This window comes from Rhodococcus sp. NPDC055024, assembly GCF_053608585.1.
Genome location: NZ_JBSGVT010000011.1, coordinates 229514 through 249753 on the forward strand (window position 1 = coordinate 229514; position 20240 = coordinate 249753).

The window sequence follows — 20240 nt, forward strand, 5'->3', positions numbered from 1 at the left end:
AGGTCTTTCGCTGTAGTAGGCGGGCGCGACGTCGCACGGCGGACTGCTGGGCGAGTACGTTGTGGGCCGGACCAGCGAGGTTCGCCCAGTGCTCAGTCAGGGTTTCGCCCGGCCACCGCAGCGCGAAGTAGCCGCGCGGGAGCGCGGCCCCGACCAGCATTCTTCTTGGTGGATCAGGAGCTCCACCCTCGTCCAGGACGGTTTACCACAACCAGCTCATAGACACCGCCTGACCCGACAGGTCAGGCCCGACGTCCAGCCACGAATAACCTGCGGACACAGCGCCGGCGGTCCCGCAGTTCTGCCACGGGAACGCCGCAACCACAGATCCTCCGCGACTTCGACGAGACGAAATTTTGAGGCCAACGCGGGGGAGTATGCATCCGCGCTCATTCACCCCCGCGCCTTGACCGGTGGCACCCCACCAGGGTCGCCGCGGGTTTCGGAGGGACGCCTCACTCCAGTACAGCTTTAAGCTCTTCCCCGATGAATAATCTTGCCTCAGCGGCCGCATCGATGACACCGGCCATATAGACAAACGGGTGTACCTGACCTTCGAAACGACGAAGCGTGACCGGCACGCCCGCTTCCCGCATGGCCCGCGCGTAGTCCTCGCCTTCGTCTCGCAGCACGTCGAACTCCGCAGTGATCACGGTTGCGGAGGGGAGGCCGCTCAGGTTTTTGGCGACCGACGGAGCGAGTCGAGGGTCCGAGCGATCCGCGTCTCCGGCGTAGGTGTCGATGTAGAACTGCATATCGCGAGCGGTGAGGAAGTGTCCCTCGGCGAACAGGCGACTGCTCTCCGTCGCCCCTACATCGGTGCGTGTCGCCGGGTAGATCAACACCTGGTGGCGCAGGCCCTCTTCTCCTCGCAGTTCCTGCGCCACCACCGCGGCCAGGTTTCCGCCGGCACTGTCACCGCCGACCGCCACTCGCGTGTGATCGACGTCGTCCAGATCACCACTCAACACCGCGCAAGTTACGCTCAGCGCATCGTCGAGCGCTGCTGGGAACCGATTCTCGGGCGCGAGCCGGTAATCCACGCTGACTACGACCACACCACTTGCGGAAGCGATGTCACGCGCGGTGGTATCTGCGATGTCGAGGTCGCCCATGTACCACCCACCACCGTGGAAATACACGAGGACGGGGAGCTGGCGGGCGTCGAGCGGCCGGTACACGCGGATCGGAACATTGCGACCCAGTCTGCCGAGTTTCATGTCCTCGACCTGATACATGTCGGTGACCGTTCCAGTCATGTCGAGGGCGGCGGCTAATGCCGCACGGTTCTCTGCCGGAGTACATGAGTCGATCGGTGGCGTCCCGGCTGTTAGCTCGAGAAAGTGCCGGGCCTGCGGGTCGAGGGGCATTGCGTTTCCGTCCTCACGTCAGTCATATAGCGTTCTACTGACGAAGATACTAGCGTCGCGATGCTGTTCGGTGCGGTATCGATGACGTAGCACCCGCCTGTGAACGACGGTCGAAACCTGGTTCTGGCCCACTTTCCGTGATTGATTTGAAAGTTTCAGCCGCTGAGGAGTATTCGTTTGCGAAGCAAGTCGAATCCGGCGCGTCCGTACTTTTGTCGTTTGAGCATCTTGATTCGGTTCACGTGCCCTTCGACAGCGCCGGAACTGTACGGCAGAGTCAGTCCATTCAGAACCGCAGCGTGGTCGGTTTCGAGCCCTCGAACGAAGCAGCACAAGTGTGAAAGGTCATCTGCCGAGACGGCTGACATCCACGAGTTTAATTGTGCGCCAAGGTGTTCTGCGAGAATATCCGCGAACGATGTGACATGCCGCAGCATCCACGAGGTGATTCGCCGGGCCTTCGGAATTTGTCTCCTGGCCGGCGCGGCGCCGAGGGTGCGCAGCGGTCTCAAGTAGTCGCGCACCCGCGCGGAGTCTGCCGCGATATCCCAATGCTTGAAGTTCTTCGTAGAGCGCAGCAGTGGAGGTGTGCCCGTCGTTGAACCGTTCGTGCAGGTGCTCGGCAAACTCGTCCAGGAAGGTGGGCCGGCCCGCCCGCGGTGCTCCCAGCAACTCGTCAACACTGCTCGCGTAGTAGAAGCGGCGCACGGTTCCCTTGCCAACCCAAGTTGCCGTGCGATCATTCTGATTCCCATGCCTTCGTTCTTGAGAGTTGTGACCGCTTCGAAGCGATTCTTCGTGCGAACGGCGAGTATCGAACTCTCCTGACGAGTGGCGTGTACGTGGTCGGCAGCCTGTCTCAGTTGCTCCGACGCGGTGCGATCGATCGGGCGCTGTCACGTTGTTGAACCCCGCAAGCTGGGAGAATGAGGCGTGATCGCCCCGATGCCGTCGTACAAAGGCCACCGCTACTCGGTCGAGATCATCAACCACTGCGTGTCGTTGTACTTCCGGTTCCCACTCAGCTTCCGCGAAGTCGAGGAACTTATGCTTGAACGAGGCGTAGTGGTGAGCTGCGAGACGATCCGGCGGTGGTGCGCCAAGTTCGGGCAGACATACGCCAACCGGCTGCGCCGACGGCGGGCGCGGCCAGGCGACAAGTGGCACCTGGGCAAGGTGTTCATCCGAATCGACGGCACACTGCACTACCTATGGCGGGCGGTCGACCAGCACGGCAACGTGCTCGATATTCTGGTTCAATCCCGCCGAAACACGAAGGCGGCGAAGAAATTCTTCCGCAAGCTGCTCAAAGGGCTGGAGTATGTGCCGCGGGTGATTATCACCGACAAGCTCGCCAGCTACCAGGTCGCGCACCCCGAACTGATCGCCTCGGTCGAGCATCGCCGATCCAAGTACTTGAACAACAGGGCTGAGAACTCGCATCAACCCACCAGGCAGCGAGAACGGGCGATGAAGCGCTTCAAAACACCAGGTCACGCGCAGCGGTTCCTGTCCGCGTTCAGCGGCATCTCAACGCATCTCCGGCCAAACCGACACAAGCTCTCGGCCCCCCGAGTGGCGTACCGAGATGGCCGACCGCTTCGCGGTCTGGCAGGAAGTCACCGCGACTGCCGCCGCCTGAAACTGAATGACATGTGGGTACCCCACAGCAAGATAACTCAAACTAGATGTGCCGCTACACTTTCGATTAACGTGACAGCGCCCCCGTCCGTCCCTGTCCGGACCCGGAGAGCCTAGACGGTCGCCTTGGCCAAGCTCCTCAGCGGTGTGTCGAGATCTGCGAGTGCCGCCGGATCGAGTTCGACACTGCTGACGATGAGCCCCGACACGGGCCGACGTTCCCGACCCTGGTTGAGGCAGATGGCGGCTCGCACGCGCATGCCTTCCATGAAGAAGCCGATGCGCTTCGTCGAATAGGGGTGACCCCGCCATACCAGCTGCTGGTCTCGCCGCGGGAGCCCGATGATCTGCATGTTGACGTCGTACTGGTCTGACCACATCCAGGGAAGTTCGTCGAAGTGAACCTGCTCGCCGAGCATCGACCGAGCGGCGGCCGCGCCCTGCCGCACGGCGTTGTGCCAGGACTCGAGCCGCACCGGTTCCGGTGCATGTGCGGTCGGGCGGGAGCTGCAATCACCTGCGGCGAAGACGGACTCGTTCGACGTGGCGCAGGAGTGGTCGACCAGGATTCCGTTGGCGACCGTCAGCGCCGCGCTGCGAGCGAGGTCGATCGCGGGATCGACGCCGATCCCGACGACGACGACGTCGGCGCCGATCGTTGTTCCGTCGTTCAGTTCCACCGCAGTGCAATGTGTCGAGCCTATGATCGCCCGCGCCGTCGACTCGACCCGGATGGTCACCCCGTGTGCACGGTGCAGGTCGACGTACGTATCCGACACCTCCGGCCCGAACACCCTGCCCAGGATCTGGCCGGCACTCTCGAGGACGGTCACGTCGCACCCGAGTTGCACAGCACTCGCCGCGACCTCGAGACCGATGAATCCCGCACCCACCACCACAACCTGGCTCCCGGCCTTCAGTCCCGAGCGGAGAGCCAGAGCGTCATCGTAGGTGCGCAGTGTGTGAACACCGGGAAGGTCGGCACCCGCGACGGGCAACCTTCGGGGCACGCTGCCCGTGGCCAGGAGAACCTTGTCGGCGGTGATCGTCGACCCGTTGTCGAGTTCGATCGCTCCTTCGGAGGGACGAAGTGCCACTACGCGAGTCGCGGTGATCATCTCGATACCGCGCTCCTGCAGCTGACTACTCGAGCGGATCGACGGCGGGGCGATGATGTCGGTTCCCGTCAAGAAATCCTTGGACAGTGGTGGCCGGTCGTACGGACCATGCACCTCCTCACCGACGAGGAGAACCCGGCCCTCGAAGCCGCGTTCTCTCAACTCCCACGCAGCCTCGCTTCCCGCGAGACTTGCACCGACGATTGCACATGTTTGGGGCACGCGGTGACAGTAGGCGGGGCCGGGTGGATGCTCCCACGGGTCGGTCCGCCAGCCGGAACGCGATGCTGACGAAGTGCATTCGGTAGGACTAGGCGTGGTGTGGATCCTCGTGCTCGACAGGATCCGCCGACCCCGTGATCGGTCGGTACGACCACAAGCGGACAGGAGTACCCGTGCGAGTTCGATTCGCCTCCGCCATGCACAACGTAATGTACCTACCCCTCTATCGGGCCCTCGACCGTGGCTATCTGGCGGATGAGGGGCTCGACGTGGACATCGTCCGCCTCGGTGACACCGGCATCGCGGATGCATTCGCTCACGATCGAGTGGACGTGGCGTTGGGAGGTTTGTGGCGGCCGGTGATGTACCGCGGTCGCGGGCCTGACCTGCGCGCGTTCGCAGTGGTATGTGCGAGGATCCCGCAGATGCTGGTGGGACGGGAGCCGCACGACTCGTTCGAGTGGCAACAACTGGCAGGCCGCACGGTGGTGCTGCCCGCCTATCCGTGCAGCAGCTGGATGAGCTTCTCCTCGACGCTCGTGCGACACGGAGTGGACCCGACAGGTGTGCGGTTCGTACGGGACATCGCAGAGTCGGAAGCGATGGCGCTGTGGGATGCGGGAATGGGCGAGTACATCCTGGCGATGACCCCGTCCGATCAGGCGCTGCTGTCGCGAGGCTCCCATTCCGTCGCCGACCTCGCCGAGTGGGGCGGGCCCGTTCCGTGGAGCACCCTGTACTCGACCCCGCGGACCCTCCGCCGAATCGACGGGCTGGCCGAGAAGTTCGGGCGGGCGTTGACCCGGAGCGTCAATGACCTTCGGACGACGACAGCGGCGGACGCCGCCTCCCTGCTCTGTCGCGAGTTTCCGGACCTCGAACCCAGGATCATCGCCGCCAGTGTGGAGCGGTTACAGCGGGTCGGAATGTGGCCACGGGACGCGGCGCCTCAGCCGCGTGAGGTCGAGCCGTGGTTGTCGGTGATCTGGAATCACGGATTGATCGACCGACCGATGGACTACGCCGAGATCGTCCCATGACCGACGCTCCCACGAGCGACATCGCCGTGTTGGCACGTGCGTTTCGCAGCGGCTCGGCGAGCCCCGTCGACCACGTCGAGGAGGTTCTCGACCGCGTAAGTCGGCTCAATCCGAGTATCAATGCCATCAGCTCCCTGTTTGCGGAATCGGCACGGAGACAAGCACGCACGGCCACGGGGGAGCTGTCGGCGGGAATGGACCGTGGTCCCCTTCACGGAGTCGCGTTCACCGTCAAGGACGTGATCGACGTCGCGGGGCAGTCCATCACCGGAGCGAGCGCAGCGTTGCTGGGCCGTGTTCCCGCCGCAGACGCGGACGTGGTGCGAGCGGCCCGCGATGGTGGCGCGATCCTGATCGGAACGACGAACTGCTTCGAACTCGCGATGGCACCCGACGGCGGGGGGCGCTTCGGACCAACCGTCAATCCGTGGGATCCGACGAGATCGCCCCGAGGGTCGAGTAGCGGCAGCGCGGCGGCCGTGGCCGCGGGTTTCGGCCTCCTGTCGATTGGCACCGACACTCGAGGTTCGGTGCGGGGGCCGGCGGCCGCCTGCGGCGTCACCGGGTTCAAACCGACGATCGGTCACCTCAGCACTGGTGGCGCCATGCCGTTGAGCCCGACACTCGACCACGTCGGCGTGCTCGCGCGGACGGCGTCGGACTGCGCCGTTGCGATGTCCGTGCTCCAGGACCGCCGGTGGTTAACCCGACCCGACGGCGGCCGGGTGCATCCGACGGAAGTGTCGAGCCTCCGGGTCGGCGTCCTGCACGACTTCGTCGGCGACTGTGCGCACCCGGAGCACGTCGCCGCACTCGAGAGTGCACTGAGCGTTCTCGAGGCCGTCGGCGCGGAGGTCCGACACGTCGAGTTCGGTCGCCGGCTCACCGTCCGGGCGGCATGCGCATCGACGATCGCCGAACACGAACTGCACCAGCAGTACCGGCACCTGTTGGCGCGGGCGCCGGGACCCCGCCCCGCGGTCGTCGACCGGATTCGTCGGGGAGGGTGGATCTCCGCGGAGACCTACGCGGGGGCACTGGCAGAGCAGCAGCGGATCCGGCGGCGATTCTCCGAGGCGATGGACGGCCTCGATCTTGTCGTCAGCGTCACCACGGCACATCCCCCGCCCCTGCTCGGCGAGGAATCCACGGGCGGGGCCGAGCTGCAGCAGCTCTTCAATCTGGTCGGAGCGCCTGCGATTTCGGTCCCGTGCGGTGTCACATCGGTCGGACTGCCCGTCGGAATGCAGATCGCGGGACGCGTCGGTGCCGACGATCTCGTCCTCGGTCTCGCCACTCGCTATCAGGAACGGGTCGGACCACCGCCGCTGCCGCCCCAGCCCGGTGTGGGGGCTCCCCGGTGACGGGCCGGAGCATTCCGGCGCGCGGAACGCGTGCTTGCCTGTGGCACCTCGGGCGTCGAATGTCATTGGCAGTGCTGGAATGTGTGGAACCCAGCCCAGTTCCAACGTCCCGGCGAACCGAACTTGCAGAGGAGCAGCAATGACGAGGTGGTACGCGTCAGGTCAGAGGCGTCCGGTAATCGGGGTGGTCGTCACGTTCGTGTCGGCGCTCGTTCTCGCCGGGTGCGCGGCAACCGAATCGGAGTCGAGCGCCTCCGCAGTGGAGACGGCGGTGGACTGCACCGGACCGTACTCCGGATTCCAGTCCGAGTACCCGGACAGCTATCCGGAACCTGCGAAACAGGATCTCACCATCGGTTGGGTGAACCCGATCGGAACCAACTACGGAAACTCGCAGCAGCAGGCCGCGGCGAAGATCGAGGCGGAGCGTCTGGGTGGTCGCCTGGTGCCGGTCGACTCGGCCGGCCAGACACAAACCCAGGTACAAGTCACCACGCAGCTGATCAACCAGGGCGTCGACGCGATCGTCGTGTGGCCCCTCGATGTGACTGCGCTCAAGCCCATCATCGAGAGAGCCAATGCCGCAGGCATTCCCGTCATCGGTTACGCGGCATGGGAAGACGAGGCGGACAAGGTCGACGGGTACGCGACCAACGTCGCGTACGGCTACGACGGTGTCGCCTACGAGCAGATCAGCCACGTTGTCGGTCAGACGCCAGGCGCAGAGGTCCTGCTCTCCGAATTCGCCTCCCCCGTACCTGCTCTCGTCTACTTCGTCGAGCAGAGCAAGTCGTGGGCTGCCCAGTGTGGGGCCAACGTCATCGACACGATCGCGAACAGCGGTGACGACGCCAGCGGGGCATCGAAGACTCTGACCCCTGCCCTCCAGAAATACCCGAACGCGTCCTGGGTCATCGGCTACAACGACCCGACGGCGATCGGCGCGGGCATCGCATCGAAGCTCACCGGCGTCCCGGTGAAGTCGATCGGACAGCAGGGCGATCAGGACGGATACAACGCCGTCGAATCCGGACAGATGGCAGCGACCGTGCAGATCGACCAGATCGGGATGGCCGTGGAGGCGATTCGCGGAGCATACGCCGTGGTCCAGGGCATCGACGTTCCCGACACAGTGTGGGTTCGACCCAAGGGAGTCGTGACCGAGGAAAAGATCAAGTCCGGAAGCATGCAGTCGAACGACGACATTCTTGCGGACTTCGAGAAGGCAAATTCTTGACAGCCGGAGTCACCGGAGAAGAGGCACGCAATGACCACTGACACCAGCAAGTTGACCGACCTCGTCAGATTCGACGAGGGTCTCGTCAACCCCCACATCTTCATCGACGAGGACATCTACCGCACGGAGCTTGACCGGTTGTTCGGACGTGCCTGGTTGTTCCTCGCGCACGACTCGATGATCCCGAACGCGCACGACTTCTATGCGACGTACATGGGTTCCGACCCCGTCCTCGTGACCCGGCAGAAGGACGGAAGCGTTCGCGCGATGCTGAACGTCTGCAGCCATCGCGGGATGAAGGTGTGCCGCGCGGAAGAGGGCAACGCCAAGATTTTCACGTGTACCTATCACGGGTGGGCGTATGGTTCCGACGGCCGGTTGGTGAACGTTCCCAACGAGGACGACGCCTACTTCGGCAAGCTCCCCAAGGAGAAGTTCGGACTCCGCAGCATCCGCGTCGAGACCTTCGAGGATTTCATCTTCGGCACCTTCGACGAGTCCGCCCCGCCTCTCGAAGAGTACCTCGGCGACATGGCGCACTACCTGCGCGCGTGGCACAACAGGACGGGCTCCGGAATCGAGGTCATCCCGGGGGTTGTGAAGTGGACGATCCACGGAAACTGGAAGCTCGGAGCCGAGCAGTTCGCGGGCGACGGGTACCACGCGCCCGTAACGCACACGTCCTCCCTCGAGGCCTACGGCACCTACGGTGAAGACAACGGTTGGCTGCCGGGCGGACAGGCGACGATGCCGGGCGGGCACGGCCTCTCCTGGATGCCGGACCGCGCGGTCCGGCTCGCGGACGACCCGACCTACGACTACCGGCAGGGCACGCTGAAGACCGGCGTGGACCTGTGGGGGCCGATCGGCGGGTACACGGGCAACTTCACCGTGTTCCCCAACCTGTCCGGACTCGGCGGATCCAACAACATTCGGATCTGGCACCCGAAGGGCCCCAACAAGTTCGAGATCTGGTCGTTCACCGTCGTGGAGAAGGACGCTCCGGACTTCATCAAGCGCGAGATCCAGTTGGGGAACGTGCTGACGGAGGGCGCCGCAGGCATCGTCGAAACCGACGACGGCGAGAACTGGGACCTGATTGGACAGATCCTCGAACACGGCCACCAGTCGCGCAAGGTCGAGTGGAACTACCAGATGGGTCTCGGTGAGGAGTTCGACGGCGACGAGGAACTCCCCGGCCGTCGCGGCCGCTACTACCTGGGTGAGGGTCCGCAGCGCGGGTTCTACAAGCGGTGGTTGGAATTCATGACGAGCGGCGACGCATGGCCGCATCTGAAGAAGGGGTGACCGGAATGTCCACCACAGAGCACATCGAGGCGACCGTGTCGGTCGGCGCGGAAGATCTCCTGCTGCGCCATGAGATCGAGCAGTTCCTGTTCAACGAGGCGCACCTGCTCGACACGTGGCAGTGGCGGCCGTGGCTGAACCTCTTCACCGAGGACACTCGCTACTGGATCCCGCTGCGCCGCAATCGTCTGCGCAATCAGCGTCCGGCGGAGGAGGCTGACCTCGGTACCTACATGGCCCACTTCGACGAGTCGTGGGATCGGCTCGACAAGCGGGTCCGACAACTGGAGTCGTCGCGGCACTGGGCGGAGGATCCGCCGTCCCGGACCAGGCACGTGGTGAGCAACGTGAGGGTCACCGAGAGGAACGTCTCAGAAGACGAGCTCACGGTGCGGTCGAGCTTCATTCTCTATCGCAACAGGCTCGAGTCCGAGGTGGACGTGTGGGCCGGCGGCCGGAAGGATGTCCTGAGAAGGACTCCCGACGGCTGGCGGATCGCGGCGAGGACCGTCCTCCTGGACCAGAACGTGATTCTGTCAAAGAACCTCAGCGTCTTCTTCTGAGAACACGAGCATCGTGCGACGGCGCGGCGCAGCAAACATATTGCTGCGCCGCGCCGTTCACGTTCGCGAAGAACCCGCACCTTGGGTGGTGCGGGCCAGTCCCTGCGACCACCGAAGGTTGACGTGCTCACGATTTTCAGTAATGACGGACCGCTCTACCTTCCCCAGTACGTCGCCGACGAACTGGGGTTCTTCGAGCGCGAGTCCGTGCCGGTGTGCTTCGAGTCCACTGCCGAGGGGTACCACGTTCTCGAATCGGCCGAATCCGATGGGCGTGGGGTACCGGTTGTTCTGGGGAGCCTGTGGTTCTGTCTCCTCACGGCGAACGAACCGGATCCGTGGATCCCCGTCGCGCTGAGCAACGCGCGATGTCACCACATCGTCGCGGGCAGGTCCGTTCGGCCGGATCGGGATGCGATAGTGGAGGATTCGGTGATCATCGTCCCGGCAGGGGCGCCGACTCCGTTGATAGCGCTTCAGTACGGCCTCGATCGGCGGGGGCCCGGCCGCGAACGGATCCGCATCCTGCCCGTCGCGTCGGCTGACGCCGCCGACGAGCTCTTCCGGAGGGGGGTGGGGGACTTCCTGCTCCTCCCCGCGCACCGGTCCGCCCGCAGCCCCGGCCTGACCACTGTCACGACGATCGACGAGATGGCCGGGGACATTCCGTGGAGCGTGTACGCGGTACGGCGGTCCATGCTTCGCCGCGACGGCGTGCGCGAGGCGCTGACCCGGTTCAGCAGGGCGGTTGGGCAGGCACAGGCCTGGACGGCGTCGCACAGCCCGGCAGAGTGTGCCCAGCTCGTCTCCGCGCGATTCTCCTCAGCGGGTGCCGTGGAGGTGGGTGTCGGCGCGCTGCATCGACTCGCGGTGTGGCCGGAGTCGCCCGCGTTGCCAGCTGCGGCACTGGAGCGGTGGGCACAGATCCTGCGCGCATCGGGGGTGGTGCCCCGTTACACCGGCGTCCGCGACGACCACGAGAACTCGCGATCCGGTGGGCGGAACGCGGGCTACTCGAGTGATCTACGCCTCACCTAGGTTCAGGTTCTCGGCGCGCGGAAGCGACCGCCACCGACACATCGGGCGAGTGAAGGGAGCCGTCAATCATGATCGAATCAGACCTCGACGGGTCGGAATGGCATTACGCCTGCGCAGTGGGAGACCTGACTCCCGGTGAGGCGCTCGTCGTGGAGCGCGACGAAGGCGAACCGATCGCGCTCTTCAATGTGGACGGGCAGTTCTACGCGACCTCCGACACCTGCACCCACTCCAAGTCGTCCCTGTCCGAGGACGGCTACCTGGACGGTGCCGTCGTCGAATGTGCCCTGCATTTCGCCTCGTTCTGCGTGCGGACCGGGGCGGTGCTCGGCCCCCCGGCCAACGGTCCCCTGGAAACCTACCCGGTTGTCGTGCGCGACGGGAGAGTACACGTCTCGAACATCGCCGCCGCACCGTCCGAGGTGTCCTCGTGAGGCGCGCCACCACGGGCGGCGACGCAGTACCCGGGCTGCGCGGCGTCAGCGAACGTATCCGCTCGAGTGAGGTCACGCCCGTCGAACTGGTCGCGGCGGCCGAGCGGCGGTTCGACGCCGTCGAACACGAGATCCGCGCATTCAGCTACGTCGACTGGGGCCGGGCCCACCGAGCCGCCGAGATCGCGACCGCGCTTCAGATGCGCGGGCAGTGGACGGGTCCACTGCACGGCATTCCCTTCGCCTGCAAGGACACCATCGACGTCGCCGGGATGCCGACCACCTACGGGACGGTCGGCTCGCGTCAGCGGATGACAGATCGTGACGCACCGATCGTGAAGGCGCTCTGCGATCTCGGGGCGATCTGCATCGGGAAGCTGGCCACGTCCGAGTTCGCGGGCGGCGACTACCTCTTGTCCGCTGCTCCGCGCAATCCTCACGACCTGGAGCGGACGCCCGGCGGCTCCAGTGGCGGGGCGGCTGCCGCGGTGGCCGCGGGGATCGTCCCGTTCGCAGTCGCAGCCGACACCGGTGGCTCGGCGCGGATCCCGGCCGCGTACTGCGGTGTGACGGCGTTGCGGCACCCATCCACGGACTTCCCTCTGCACGGTGTGGCTCCGCTGAGTCCGAGTCTCGATGCGGTGGCGCTGATCGCGTCCGGTGTCGATGACGCGGCGTTCCTCGGCGGGATGCTGTCGTGGTCGGGTGAGCCGGAGGACCACTATGTCGGCCCGCTGCGGGTCGCACGAGTGGAACCGCTGTGGGCGGAGCTCGACGAAGTCGTCGCGTTCGCGTACGACATCGCCACTGAGCGGCTGCGTGACGCCGGCGTCGAGGTCACCGTGGTCGACATCGCATCGGCTCGCCGCGCGACTGCGGCTGCGTGGGTCATCACGTACTCGGAGGCGGCTCGGATCTACGGCAACCTGATGGACACGGCCATCGAACCGCTGACTCCGTCGATGCAACGGAAGATCCACGGCGGAAGAATGTTCGACGACATAGACCTCCGTGCGGCACAGCGTGCGGGCGACGAGCTCCGGGTGGAGCTCAGCGAGGTTCTCGCGGGCGTAGACGCGATCATGCTGCCCACGACACCCGGAGTGGCGCGGCGGGACCTCGAGAGCTCGCACGCGTCGGATGTCGCCGTGTTCACGCGACTTGCGAGCCTGGCCCACCTCACCTCCCTCTCCGTACCGGTGGGGTCCCGATCCGGGACGCTTCCCGCGGGGATGCAGCTCATTGGTGACAATCGCAGGCTCGCACGCCTGATCACCGCAGCGAGCACCGTCTCGGACGGACAGAGTTTCAGCGTCGACGATCTGCCACTCGGCCGGTCGGGAGACGGTGGCAGGGGCGGGAGGGTGCACCACGAGGTCGGGCCACTCGCGGACTCCTGCGGATACGAAGACCTGGTGAGATCGGCGGAAGCGGAAGTCGCCCACGTGCGGTGCGACCTCCACGAGACGACGCAGATTCCCACCCAGTGACACGCGACTGATCTCAGCCGTGCATCTCCGTGACCGGAACGTTCCGGTCGTGCGGGCGCGGCGTGCCGTCGACTGCTCGGTCGTGGGTGGCGCCGGCAGCAGGTCGCACAGCGGGCTTTCGACTACTCACGGTCCGGCCCGATCGCACATCTTCACGACAGACCATTCGCACCGAGTGCGGCACGCGGACACCAGTCAGCCGCGGTGAAAGGGGAAAGTAGCATATGCGTACCTTGGATCGTGACGCTGCGCAGGCGGCGACGCATGTCGACACGCTGGTGTCCATGACCGGAATCTCGAAACGCTACGGGGGAGTTGTCGCCCTGGACGGCGCCGACCTCGTCTTGGAGGCCGGTAGGATTCACGGCGTCATCGGCTTGAACGGCTCGGGGAAGTCCACCCTCCTGGGAATCCTTGCGGGACAGAAGAGTGCAGACGAGGGCCGGATCGAGGTGTCGGGCGAGTCCGTCGACTTTCGACGGCCCCAGGATGCGATCAAAGCCGGAATCAGCATCGTCACACAGGAACTGAGCTTGGTTCCGAGTCTCAGTGTCGGCGAGAACGTCCTTCTCGGCCGCCGGCAGCTCCGACGGAACGGGTTGGTGAGTTGGCAGCGTACGTTCGCGCATGCCGTGCGCTACCTCGAGGAGCTCGACGTTCACGTGGGACCCGGGACGCTCGTGTCGGAGCTTCCGGCTCACACGAAGCAGCTCGTCGAGGTCGCGCGGGCGGTCTCCACCGGGTGCAAGGTGCTCATTCTCGACGAGCCGACCAGCTCACTCAACAACGAAGAGGCGCAAAGTCTGTTCGGACTCATTCATCGGCTTCGTGACTCCGGCGTCGCGATCGTTCTCGTGTCCCACCGGATCAACGAGCTGATGTCGATCTGCGATTCCATCACCGTGATGCGCGACGGCAGGGTGACCCGATCCGCGCCGGTGGGCGAGTACACCTCGGACAGCCTGGTCCAGGACATGGTGGGAAGCGCGCTGGCCGCGGTGGACATAACCAGCCCGACCACGACGAGGCCAAAACGGGACATGTTGGGTGAGACACGTGCGCGCTTTCCCGCGATGGCGATACCCGGCCTTCTGGACACTGCCGAGTTTCGGCTCGGCAAGGGCGAGATACTCGGTCTTGCCGGCTTGGCCGGGTCCGGATCACACGAATTGTTGGAAGCGGTTGCAGGCCTTCGCCGGGTGCCCGACGGCGGCACCATGACAGTCGACGGAACGGAACGACCTCTGCCGCGCCGGTGCTTCGAGGCCGTGCGGAACGGATTCCTGTTCGTACCGCCCGACCGGAAGGAATCCGGGTTGGTGATCGACATGTCCGTGCGGGCCAACTTCATGATGTCGGTGGACAGTAGGAAGAGCAGGCTCCGATGGATATCCAAGAGTCGCGAAGTGGCGGAGAGCACGCGATGGTCCGACCGGTTGCAGGTCAAGGCTCCGTTGCTCGACGCCCGGGTCGGTGCGTTGAGCGGGGGAAATCAGCAGAAGGTGGTGCTCGGCCGGTGCCTGATGTGCGAACCCACGATCCTTCTGCTCGACGAACCGACACGTGGTGTCGACGCCGCAGCCAAGTTCGAGATTCACCGCCAACTCGTGGACGCGCGTGATGCCGGCCTCAGCGTGCTGGTCGCGTCATCCGAACTGGATGAGCTGGTGGACCTCTGCGACCGCGTCATCGTGATGGACAAGGGCCGGTTCGCAGGCGAGATCGAGCGAGGCACGGCGACGGTGGAAAAGCTTGCGCAGCTGATCGGCGCGGGTGCGTCGGCAGCATTTGACAACGGGTATGGAGAGAAAGAGGAAGAGCAGTGACTGACAGTATGACTCGAACCGAACCTCACGGGGCCAGGCCCCAGGGCAACCTGGTCGTCGAGACCGCGAAACGTATCCTTGCCGGCCGCGCGGCGGTGACCCTGGTCCTGCTCGTCGCCCTCGTGATCGTGTTCTCCGCCACCACCGATCACTTCCTCACTGCGAACAACATCAAGGCGGTGCTCGCGGGGGCATCCATCATCTGGGTGCTGTCCCTCGGTACCACGTTCATGATGGTGCTCGGCTACTTCGATCTCTCCATCGGCTCGATGCTGACGCTGTGCGGAGTGCTCCTCGGATACCTGGCCGTGAACAGCGGGTTCGGGATCGGACTGAGTATCGTTCTCACCTTGCTCATCAGCGTCGTCCTCGGCGGCTTCGTCATCGGTGGACTGGTCGGACGGTTCGACGTGTCCTTCCTCGTGGTGACCCTCGGGGCGCTCTGGCTCTACCTGGGCTTTGCCAACCTCATCTCCGGGATGAAGACCCAGACCATCTCGTCCGAGTTCCTGGCCTCGCTCATGTACGGGTCGGTGGGATTCGTCCCGACGCCCGTGATCATCATGGCCGGCACCTTCGTTATCGCCTGGATCGTCCTGAACCGGACGTTGTTCGGCCGGGACGTCTTCGCGATCGGAGGGAACCTGGAAGGAGCTCGGGTTGCGGGAGTCCGGGTCGAACGGACCATCATGGTCGTGTTCGGAATCTCGGCCGGTTCCGCCGCGGCGGCGGGCATCATGCAGGCCGCCCAGATCCAGGCGGCGAGCCCGCTCGTCGGGGAGGACGCGCTCTTCGCCGCCATCGCAGCGGTACTGCTCGGAGGGGCGAGTCTGAAGGGCGGCGTGGGCACCGTGACGGGAACCGCCATCGGTGTGCTCTTTCTCGCGGTTCTGTCGAACGGCCTCGGCTACTGGGGTGTCCAGTCCTACTGGGAGACGATCGTGACCGGCGGAATCGTCATCGTGGCGGGGATCGCGGAGATGTTGTCACGACGCAAGGCGTAGCCGTGCGGAGGCGGCGGACCGACGGACGTCCGCCGTCCCGGCTCGATCGGGGGATTCGGCTCTCCTGTCGCCCCCGAGAGGTCGGGGTACACTGTGGCACCCGGTGTGACGCGCATCATATTCTGGGGTATTCAAGGGGTGCAGGCCACCTTTCACGCGGAGGCAAGAACGTGACAGAGACAACGCAGCCTGATGGCCTTGAGCACGGAGAGGTCCAGGAGAGCCCAGCCAGGAACTCAGTTCTCGAACGGGGTCTCGATCTCATCGAGGCCTTCGAATCCGGTGAGCCCCTCTCGCTAGCCGAATTGTCCCGCCGAACGAGACTCCCCAAGTCGTCCGTTCACCGGCTAACCCGGGGCCTGCTGGCACGGGGGGTCCTCGAACGGACCGCCGACGGCAAACTCTCGCTCGGTATCCGGCTGTTCGAGATCGGAAGCCGCGTGCAGGCGCCGCATCGTCTCCGTGAACTCGCTCTCCCTAGCATGCGCGACCTCGCGTATCGATTTCCGAGCGCGACCGTTCATCTCGCGGTCCTGAAGGATTTCGACATCGTCTACGTCGAGCGGGTGCGCGGCCGCCAGTCGCTCCGGCTGCCTACCGCCGTAGGTAACCGATTTCCCGCCCACGCGTCCGCGCTGGGGAAGGCGTTGCTCGCGTACCAGGACGCCCTCTCGCCGCCGCGGACGCTGCTGGCGATGGGGCCGAAGGCGGTCACGGATCCGAGGTTTCTCGCCAGGGACTTGCACCTGATCCGGGAACGGGGCCTGTCCGTCGAGCGAGAGGAGAGCTACGCGGGGGTGTCGTGCGTCGCCGCGCCGATTCTGACCAGGCAGGGGAAATCGTACGCTGCGTTGTCGCTGTCCGGTGATGTGAAAAGGCCTTTGCCTCCCAATCCGCTGGAGGCCTCCCTGCGGCAAGCGGCCCAGCAGATCGCCTCTCGGCTTCCCGCAGGCATGGGGCGGGCGGTCTGAGCCGGGCCACCGGAGCGGTCCGCGGCTGACTGCGGGCGGTGAGATCCGTTCTCACCGAACGAAACCGTGCGCCACGTACAGTGGTCAGACCGCGACTTCGGTGCCGACCTCGGGTGCCGGGAACCGTCCCGGGACCTCGGTCTGTGCGGCCGCCACGGTCAAGTGGGCTGCGAGAGTGCGTGCCTCCTGCTTGGAGAGGCTGATGACGCGACACCGACCCGCCGCGTGGTGGACGAGTTCGACGGTCGGCTCCCACTCGGGTCCGTCGTCGGACGTGTCGAGTGGCCGGTAATGAACTGCCTGAACCTCGAGATGCTCAGGCCCGGACTCGCGCCCCTGATCCAGTGTGCTGACCATGGGGGTCGAGGAGTGCGCGAGAATCAACTCGGAGTCGTGCTCTCCGCCGCACCACGGGGGGCATCCACGGCTGCTGCCTGCTTCCGGCCCTGCGGCGCTCGCCATGTGCATCTTTCTCGGCATCAGTCACCTCTTCGTCGAGTTCCAGCCACTGTCACGGGCACCGGGGCATCGCCGCCACCAGTCACACGAGCGTGCGCTCGGCGCATCGACTTCGGCTACCGCGCGGTCCATCCAGCGGAACCGATCGGTGCCGGCGGCCCGGTGTAGACCACGTTCCGGACGGCGGAACGGCCGGTACCGGGTGTGCCGCGCACGCGCCTAGATTCGGAGGACATGCCGGCGTCACCGTCAATGTCCCTACGAGAAGGTGGTTTTCATGACCAGTGCAACTGCTGCGCCCGCTCTCACCGAGTCCAACACGAGTCGTTTCATCCAGACCCCGGACTGGCGGATCCACTACAACGTCGCCGGTGAGGAGAGCGACGGTCCCGCCGTGATCCTCCTGCACGGCAGCGGACCTGGAGCGACGGGATGGAGCAACTTCAAGTCGAATCTCCCTGAGTTCGGCAAGCACTTCCGGGCCTACGCCGTCGACATGCCGGGGTGGGGAAAATCCGATTCCGTCACCTACGACCGGCGGGACCACGCTGTCGCAGCGGTGCAGTTCATGGACGCACTCGGCATCGACAAGGCGGTGTTCGTGGGCAACTCGATGGGCGGCACCACGACGCTCCGGATGGCCACGGAACATCCGGATCGTGTCAGCCATGTGATCACCATGGGCGCAGGGACCGCGACACCCAAGTTGTTCACGCCGAACGGTGGGCTGTCGGAGGGCCTGAAGGTGCTCGTCGACGGTTATCAGAACCCGAGCCGCGAGTCGATGAAGCGACTCGTCCAGGTGATGACCTACGACTCGGAGAGCTTCGGTACCGACGAGCTCGCGCAGGAGCGTGCCGACTCGACGCTGGCGAATCCCGACCACGTCGAGAATTACCTTGCGGGCCTGCCTCATCGGGGATCCGTTCCCGCCTGGTTCAAGCAGGAGGATCTCCCCGGCATCACGCACCCCGCCCTGTTGATCCACGGCCGTGACGACAGGGTCGTGCACTACGAGAACTCGCTGATGCTCCTCGCGCACATCCCCGACTCCCGGCTCGTGCTCCTCAACCGCTGTGGCCACTGGGCTCAGGTCGAGCACGCCAACGAGTTCAACCGACTGGTGGTCGACTTCATTCTGAACAACTGACGAGCGGTGCTCGGCTGAAAGGGAAACCGTGATCACATCCTTGTCCTACCTGGGAATTCGTTCTCCGAATCTGGATCAGTGGCCTGCGATGGCATCGGAGGTCTGGGGTGCGCACGTCGCGGAGTCCGGCGACGACGGTGCCGTTCGCATCAAGTTCGACGGGGCTCCGTGGCGAGTCCAGATCCACCCGGCAGAACGCGACGAGACGGCCTACCTCGGCTGGGGTGTCGACCACGAGGAGGGCCTCGACACCGTGGCTGCTGCCCTATCCGGCATGGGCGTGGCAGCCGGTTTCGGGGACCGAGCGCTCGCCGAGGCGCGCGGGGTGGACCGGCTGCTGGTCTTCGAGGACCCCTGGGGATTCCGGCACGAAGTCGTGTGGGGACACCGGCACCACCACCGGAGCTTCGTTCCCGGACGGCCGATGTCGGGCTTCGTCACGGGTGAGCAGGGCCTCGGACATGTGCTGCTCCATCTCCCCGACATTGAGGAAGGACACCGATTCTTCCGGGCGATCGGCTTCCGCCTGTCCGACAAGATCGTGGTGCCGAACGGATTGAACGCCCGCTTCTACCATTGCAACGCCCGGCATCACACGCTCGCTCTCGCGGAGTGCGAGCCCGGTCGGGCAGGGCTCGGCCACCTGATGATCCAAGTCCTGTCCATCGACGACATGGGTACGGGCTACGACCTGGTTCAGGAGCGGGACATCCCGGTCACCCTGACCCTGGGTCGGCACACCAACGACCTGCAGCTGAGCTTCTACCACGCCACCCCGAGTTCGATGCACGTCGAGTACGGTTACGGCGGAGTGGAACTCGACGACGAGTCGTGGGTGCCGAAGGTGTACGAGAAGACCGCGATCTGGGGTCACCATCGGGCTCCCGAACTCCGCGACCTTCCCTCCGCGATTTGGCACGCCATTCCGGAACGCTGCGACTCCCGAGTTCCGACAGCATCGTGAACCGCAGCGATTGGATCGACGTCGGGGGCGATCCGAGTCCGGGCATCCTGCATCGATCGACCGGATTCCGTCCGCCGGTTCTGCTGCTGCCTCCCGTGCTGCCCGCGGTCGGGCTTCCCGCCGAGGCAGTCTTCGGCTCGCTGCTCGAACAGTTGGCCGAGGACTTCCGATGTAGGCTGGTCGATCTGCCCGAACGGTGACACCACGACCTCGCGTGCAGCGACGACGCGATCACCCACGTCGCCCTCGGCTGCTGCTGCATGTCGCCCAGCCGAGCGCGCGGCAATTGTTCTCTCCCGTGAATTCAGATGCATCGTCATGGATCTCCCCAACTACGGTCTGATGGGGCCCGTCGTGTGCCGTGAGCCCGAGCACGATCTGATGGCGCGCATCGCGGTCGCCCTCATGGGCAGCCTGAACCGCCCGCGGTTCTTCATCGCCGGAAGTTCGCAGGGCGGCTAGGTGGCCCTGAACATCGGTACCCTCCACCCGGGACGGGCGTTGGCGATCGTGAGTGGCGGATGCAACGTCTCGACGGGAGGAGATGCCTACTCAATGCTTCCCTTTCCTTCCGAGGCCCTCCGCAAGGTCGCCGAGGCCGATGCGATTCCCGCCGACCGCGCCCGCCTGATGCTGGCGATGGCAGCCTTGCTTCATGATCCCGAGATGATCCGACCGGATGTCCTCGACGAGATGCACAGTTTCAGGAGCGGTGCACACGAGTGGTTCGACGCCCTCGGTCGATCTCCCGTCGTGCGCAAGGACAACACGGCTGCACTGGAAACGTATTCCGTTCCCACGCAGTTGATCTGGGGATCTCTGGACCGGATGGTCCCGGTCAAGCACGGCTTCCGCCTGCTCAATCACGTGAATGCGGGCGAGTTGATCATCCTCCCGCAATGTGGGCACTGGGTGCCGTTCGAATGTCCCGACGCGTATGCCGGTCAGGTCCAGCGCTTTCTACGCCAGCACCTGCAGGCGCGGTGAGGTCGGCGAAGATGCGAATCGCGCCTTGCGTCGGCGCCTCTCCAGTCGCGGCGT

General features: G+C 65.2%; 21 protein-coding genes and 1 pseudogene. 17 read left to right on the plus strand and 5 right to left on the minus strand.

The window, feature by feature from the left end; genetic code table 11:
• Positions 1 to 455 precede the first annotated feature (455 nt).
• From ACWF6P_RS22800 to ACWF6P_RS22810, 3 genes are all read right to left on the minus strand, one after another.
• On the minus strand, positions 456 to 1370 hold the full coding sequence (locus tag ACWF6P_RS22800) for an alpha/beta hydrolase (protein ID WP_452622591.1): 915 nt from the start codon (positions 1368 to 1370) through the stop codon (positions 456 to 458).
• A 155-nt stretch (positions 1371 to 1525) separates the two neighbouring features.
• Positions 1526 to 1807 (minus strand): transposase, encoded by a 282-nt coding sequence (locus tag ACWF6P_RS22805; protein ID WP_452622627.1) that lies wholly within the window; start codon positions 1805 to 1807, stop codon positions 1526 to 1528.
• Entirely contained in the window at positions 1716 to 2078 is a 363-nt protein-coding gene (locus tag ACWF6P_RS22810) for a hypothetical protein (protein ID WP_452622629.1), read from the minus strand. The genes ACWF6P_RS22805 and ACWF6P_RS22810 overlap by 92 nt, the downstream gene beginning before the upstream one ends.
• Before the next feature lie 237 nt (positions 2079 to 2315).
• Between ACWF6P_RS22810 and ACWF6P_RS22815 the strand changes: the two are divergent.
• Positions 2316 to 3012 (plus strand): annotated as a pseudogene (locus ACWF6P_RS22815) (IS6 family transposase).
• Between the two features lie 112 nt (positions 3013 to 3124).
• Here the strand turns inward: ACWF6P_RS22815 and ACWF6P_RS22820 are convergent.
• On the minus strand, positions 3125 to 4351 hold the full coding sequence (locus ACWF6P_RS22820; protein ID WP_452622592.1) for an NAD(P)/FAD-dependent oxidoreductase: 1227 nt from the start codon (positions 4349 to 4351) through the stop codon (positions 3125 to 3127).
• 173 nt (positions 4352 to 4524) lie between these two features.
• On the opposite strand from ACWF6P_RS22820, the gene ACWF6P_RS22825 reads away from it, so the two are divergent.
• The 11 genes from ACWF6P_RS22825 to ACWF6P_RS22875 all read left to right on the plus strand — a co-directional run bounded on the left by ACWF6P_RS22825 (position 4525) and on the right by ACWF6P_RS22875 (position 16626).
• The gene (locus ACWF6P_RS22825; protein WP_452622593.1) at positions 4525 to 5391 is read left to right on the plus strand and encodes an ABC transporter substrate-binding protein; all 867 of its coding nucleotides are present in this window, start codon (positions 4525 to 4527) and stop codon (positions 5389 to 5391) included.
• Positions 5388 to 6755: an amidase gene (locus tag ACWF6P_RS22830; protein WP_452622594.1), complete on the plus strand. Its 1368-nt coding sequence runs from the start codon at positions 5388 to 5390 to the stop codon at positions 6753 to 6755. Before ACWF6P_RS22825 ends, ACWF6P_RS22830 begins: the two co-directional genes overlap by 4 nt.
• Positions 6756 to 6894: 139 nt before the next feature.
• On the plus strand, positions 6895 to 7992 hold the full coding sequence (locus ACWF6P_RS22835) for a sugar ABC transporter substrate-binding protein (RefSeq protein WP_452622595.1): 1098 nt from the start codon (positions 6895 to 6897) through the stop codon (positions 7990 to 7992).
• A gap of 30 nt (positions 7993 to 8022) precedes the next feature.
• Positions 8023 to 9300 (plus strand): aromatic ring-hydroxylating dioxygenase subunit alpha, encoded by a 1278-nt coding sequence (locus ACWF6P_RS22840; RefSeq protein ID WP_452622596.1) that lies wholly within the window; start codon positions 8023 to 8025, stop codon positions 9298 to 9300.
• Between the two features lie 5 nt (positions 9301 to 9305).
• Entirely contained in the window at positions 9306 to 9863 is a 558-nt protein-coding gene (locus ACWF6P_RS22845; protein WP_452622597.1) for an aromatic-ring-hydroxylating dioxygenase subunit beta, read from the plus strand.
• Positions 9864 to 9986: 123 nt separating this feature from the next.
• Entirely contained in the window at positions 9987 to 10901 is a 915-nt protein-coding gene (locus ACWF6P_RS22850; protein ID WP_452622598.1) for an ABC transporter substrate-binding protein, read from the plus strand.
• Between the two features lie 68 nt (positions 10902 to 10969).
• Entirely contained in the window at positions 10970 to 11335 is a 366-nt protein-coding gene (locus tag ACWF6P_RS22855) for a bifunctional 3-phenylpropionate/cinnamic acid dioxygenase ferredoxin subunit (RefSeq protein ID WP_452622599.1), read from the plus strand.
• Positions 11332 to 12825, plus strand: a complete 1494-nt coding sequence (locus tag ACWF6P_RS22860; RefSeq protein WP_452622600.1) for an amidase — start codon at positions 11332 to 11334, stop codon at positions 12823 to 12825. Before ACWF6P_RS22855 ends, ACWF6P_RS22860 begins: the two co-directional genes overlap by 4 nt.
• Positions 12826 to 13049: 224 nt before the next feature.
• On the plus strand, positions 13050 to 14651 hold the full coding sequence (locus ACWF6P_RS22865) for a sugar ABC transporter ATP-binding protein (protein ID WP_452622601.1): 1602 nt from the start codon (positions 13050 to 13052) through the stop codon (positions 14649 to 14651).
• Positions 14648 to 15655: an ABC transporter permease gene (locus ACWF6P_RS22870; RefSeq protein WP_452622602.1), complete on the plus strand. Its 1008-nt coding sequence runs from the start codon at positions 14648 to 14650 to the stop codon at positions 15653 to 15655. The genes ACWF6P_RS22865 and ACWF6P_RS22870 overlap by 4 nt, the downstream gene beginning before the upstream one ends.
• A gap of 170 nt (positions 15656 to 15825) precedes the next feature.
• On the plus strand, positions 15826 to 16626 hold the full coding sequence (locus ACWF6P_RS22875) for an IclR family transcriptional regulator (protein ID WP_452622603.1): 801 nt from the start codon (positions 15826 to 15828) through the stop codon (positions 16624 to 16626).
• Positions 16627 to 16710: 84 nt separating this feature from the next.
• Here ACWF6P_RS22875 and ACWF6P_RS22880 read toward each other — a convergent pair whose 3' ends face one another.
• Complete coding sequence (locus tag ACWF6P_RS22880) at positions 16711 to 17106, minus strand: DUF6907 domain-containing protein (RefSeq protein WP_452622604.1); 396 nt, start codon at positions 17104 to 17106, stop codon at positions 16711 to 16713.
• Positions 17107 to 17362: 256 nt separating this feature from the next.
• Between ACWF6P_RS22880 and ACWF6P_RS22885 the strand changes: the two genes are divergently transcribed.
• The 5 genes from ACWF6P_RS22885 to ACWF6P_RS22905 all read left to right on the plus strand — a co-directional run bounded on the left by ACWF6P_RS22885 (position 17363) and on the right by ACWF6P_RS22905 (position 20186).
• Complete coding sequence (locus ACWF6P_RS22885; protein WP_452622605.1) at positions 17363 to 18235, plus strand: alpha/beta fold hydrolase; 873 nt, start codon at positions 17363 to 17365, stop codon at positions 18233 to 18235.
• A 28-nt stretch (positions 18236 to 18263) separates the two neighbouring features.
• Entirely contained in the window at positions 18264 to 19199 is a 936-nt protein-coding gene (locus tag ACWF6P_RS22890; RefSeq protein WP_452622606.1) for a VOC family protein, read from the plus strand.
• The gene (locus ACWF6P_RS22895; protein WP_452622607.1) at positions 19196 to 19399 is read left to right on the plus strand and encodes a hypothetical protein; all 204 of its coding nucleotides are present in this window, start codon (positions 19196 to 19198) and stop codon (positions 19397 to 19399) included. Before ACWF6P_RS22890 ends, ACWF6P_RS22895 begins: the two co-directional genes overlap by 4 nt.
• A 118-nt stretch (positions 19400 to 19517) precedes the next feature.
• Positions 19518 to 19661, plus strand: coding sequence for a hypothetical protein (locus ACWF6P_RS22900; RefSeq protein WP_452622608.1), 144 nt, complete (start codon positions 19518 to 19520; stop codon positions 19659 to 19661).
• Between the two features lie 93 nt (positions 19662 to 19754).
• Entirely contained in the window at positions 19755 to 20186 is a 432-nt protein-coding gene (locus tag ACWF6P_RS22905) for an alpha/beta fold hydrolase (protein WP_452622609.1), read from the plus strand.
• Positions 20187 to 20240: the final 54 nt, after the last annotated feature.

Coding starts and splice junctions, on each gene's coding strand:
- ACWF6P_RS22800 (WP_452622591.1), bottom strand. CDS start 1,370: ATGCCCCTCGACCCGCAGGCCCGGCACTTTCTCGAGCTAACAGCCGGG.
- ACWF6P_RS22805 (WP_452622627.1), bottom strand. CDS start 1,807: ATGCTGCGGCATGTCACATCGTTCGCGGATATTCTCGCAGAACACCTT.
- ACWF6P_RS22830 (WP_452622594.1), top strand. CDS start 5,388: ATGACCGACGCTCCCACGAGCGACATCGCCGTGTTGGCACGTGCGTTT.
- ACWF6P_RS22835 (WP_452622595.1), top strand. CDS start 6,895: ATGACGAGGTGGTACGCGTCAGGTCAGAGGCGTCCGGTAATCGGGGTG.
- ACWF6P_RS22840 (WP_452622596.1), top strand. CDS start 8,023: ATGACCACTGACACCAGCAAGTTGACCGACCTCGTCAGATTCGACGAG.
- ACWF6P_RS22845 (WP_452622597.1), top strand. CDS start 9,306: ATGTCCACCACAGAGCACATCGAGGCGACCGTGTCGGTCGGCGCGGAA.
- ACWF6P_RS22855 (WP_452622599.1), top strand. CDS start 10,970: ATGATCGAATCAGACCTCGACGGGTCGGAATGGCATTACGCCTGCGCA.
- ACWF6P_RS22865 (WP_452622601.1), top strand. CDS start 13,050: ATGCGTACCTTGGATCGTGACGCTGCGCAGGCGGCGACGCATGTCGAC.
- ACWF6P_RS22880 (WP_452622604.1), bottom strand. CDS start 17,106: ATGCCGAGAAAGATGCACATGGCGAGCGCCGCAGGGCCGGAAGCAGGC.
- ACWF6P_RS22885 (WP_452622605.1), top strand. CDS start 17,363: ATGACCAGTGCAACTGCTGCGCCCGCTCTCACCGAGTCCAACACGAGT.
- ACWF6P_RS22900 (WP_452622608.1), top strand. CDS start 19,518: ATGGATCTCCCCAACTACGGTCTGATGGGGCCCGTCGTGTGCCGTGAG.
- ACWF6P_RS22905 (WP_452622609.1), top strand. CDS start 19,755: ATGCTTCCCTTTCCTTCCGAGGCCCTCCGCAAGGTCGCCGAGGCCGAT.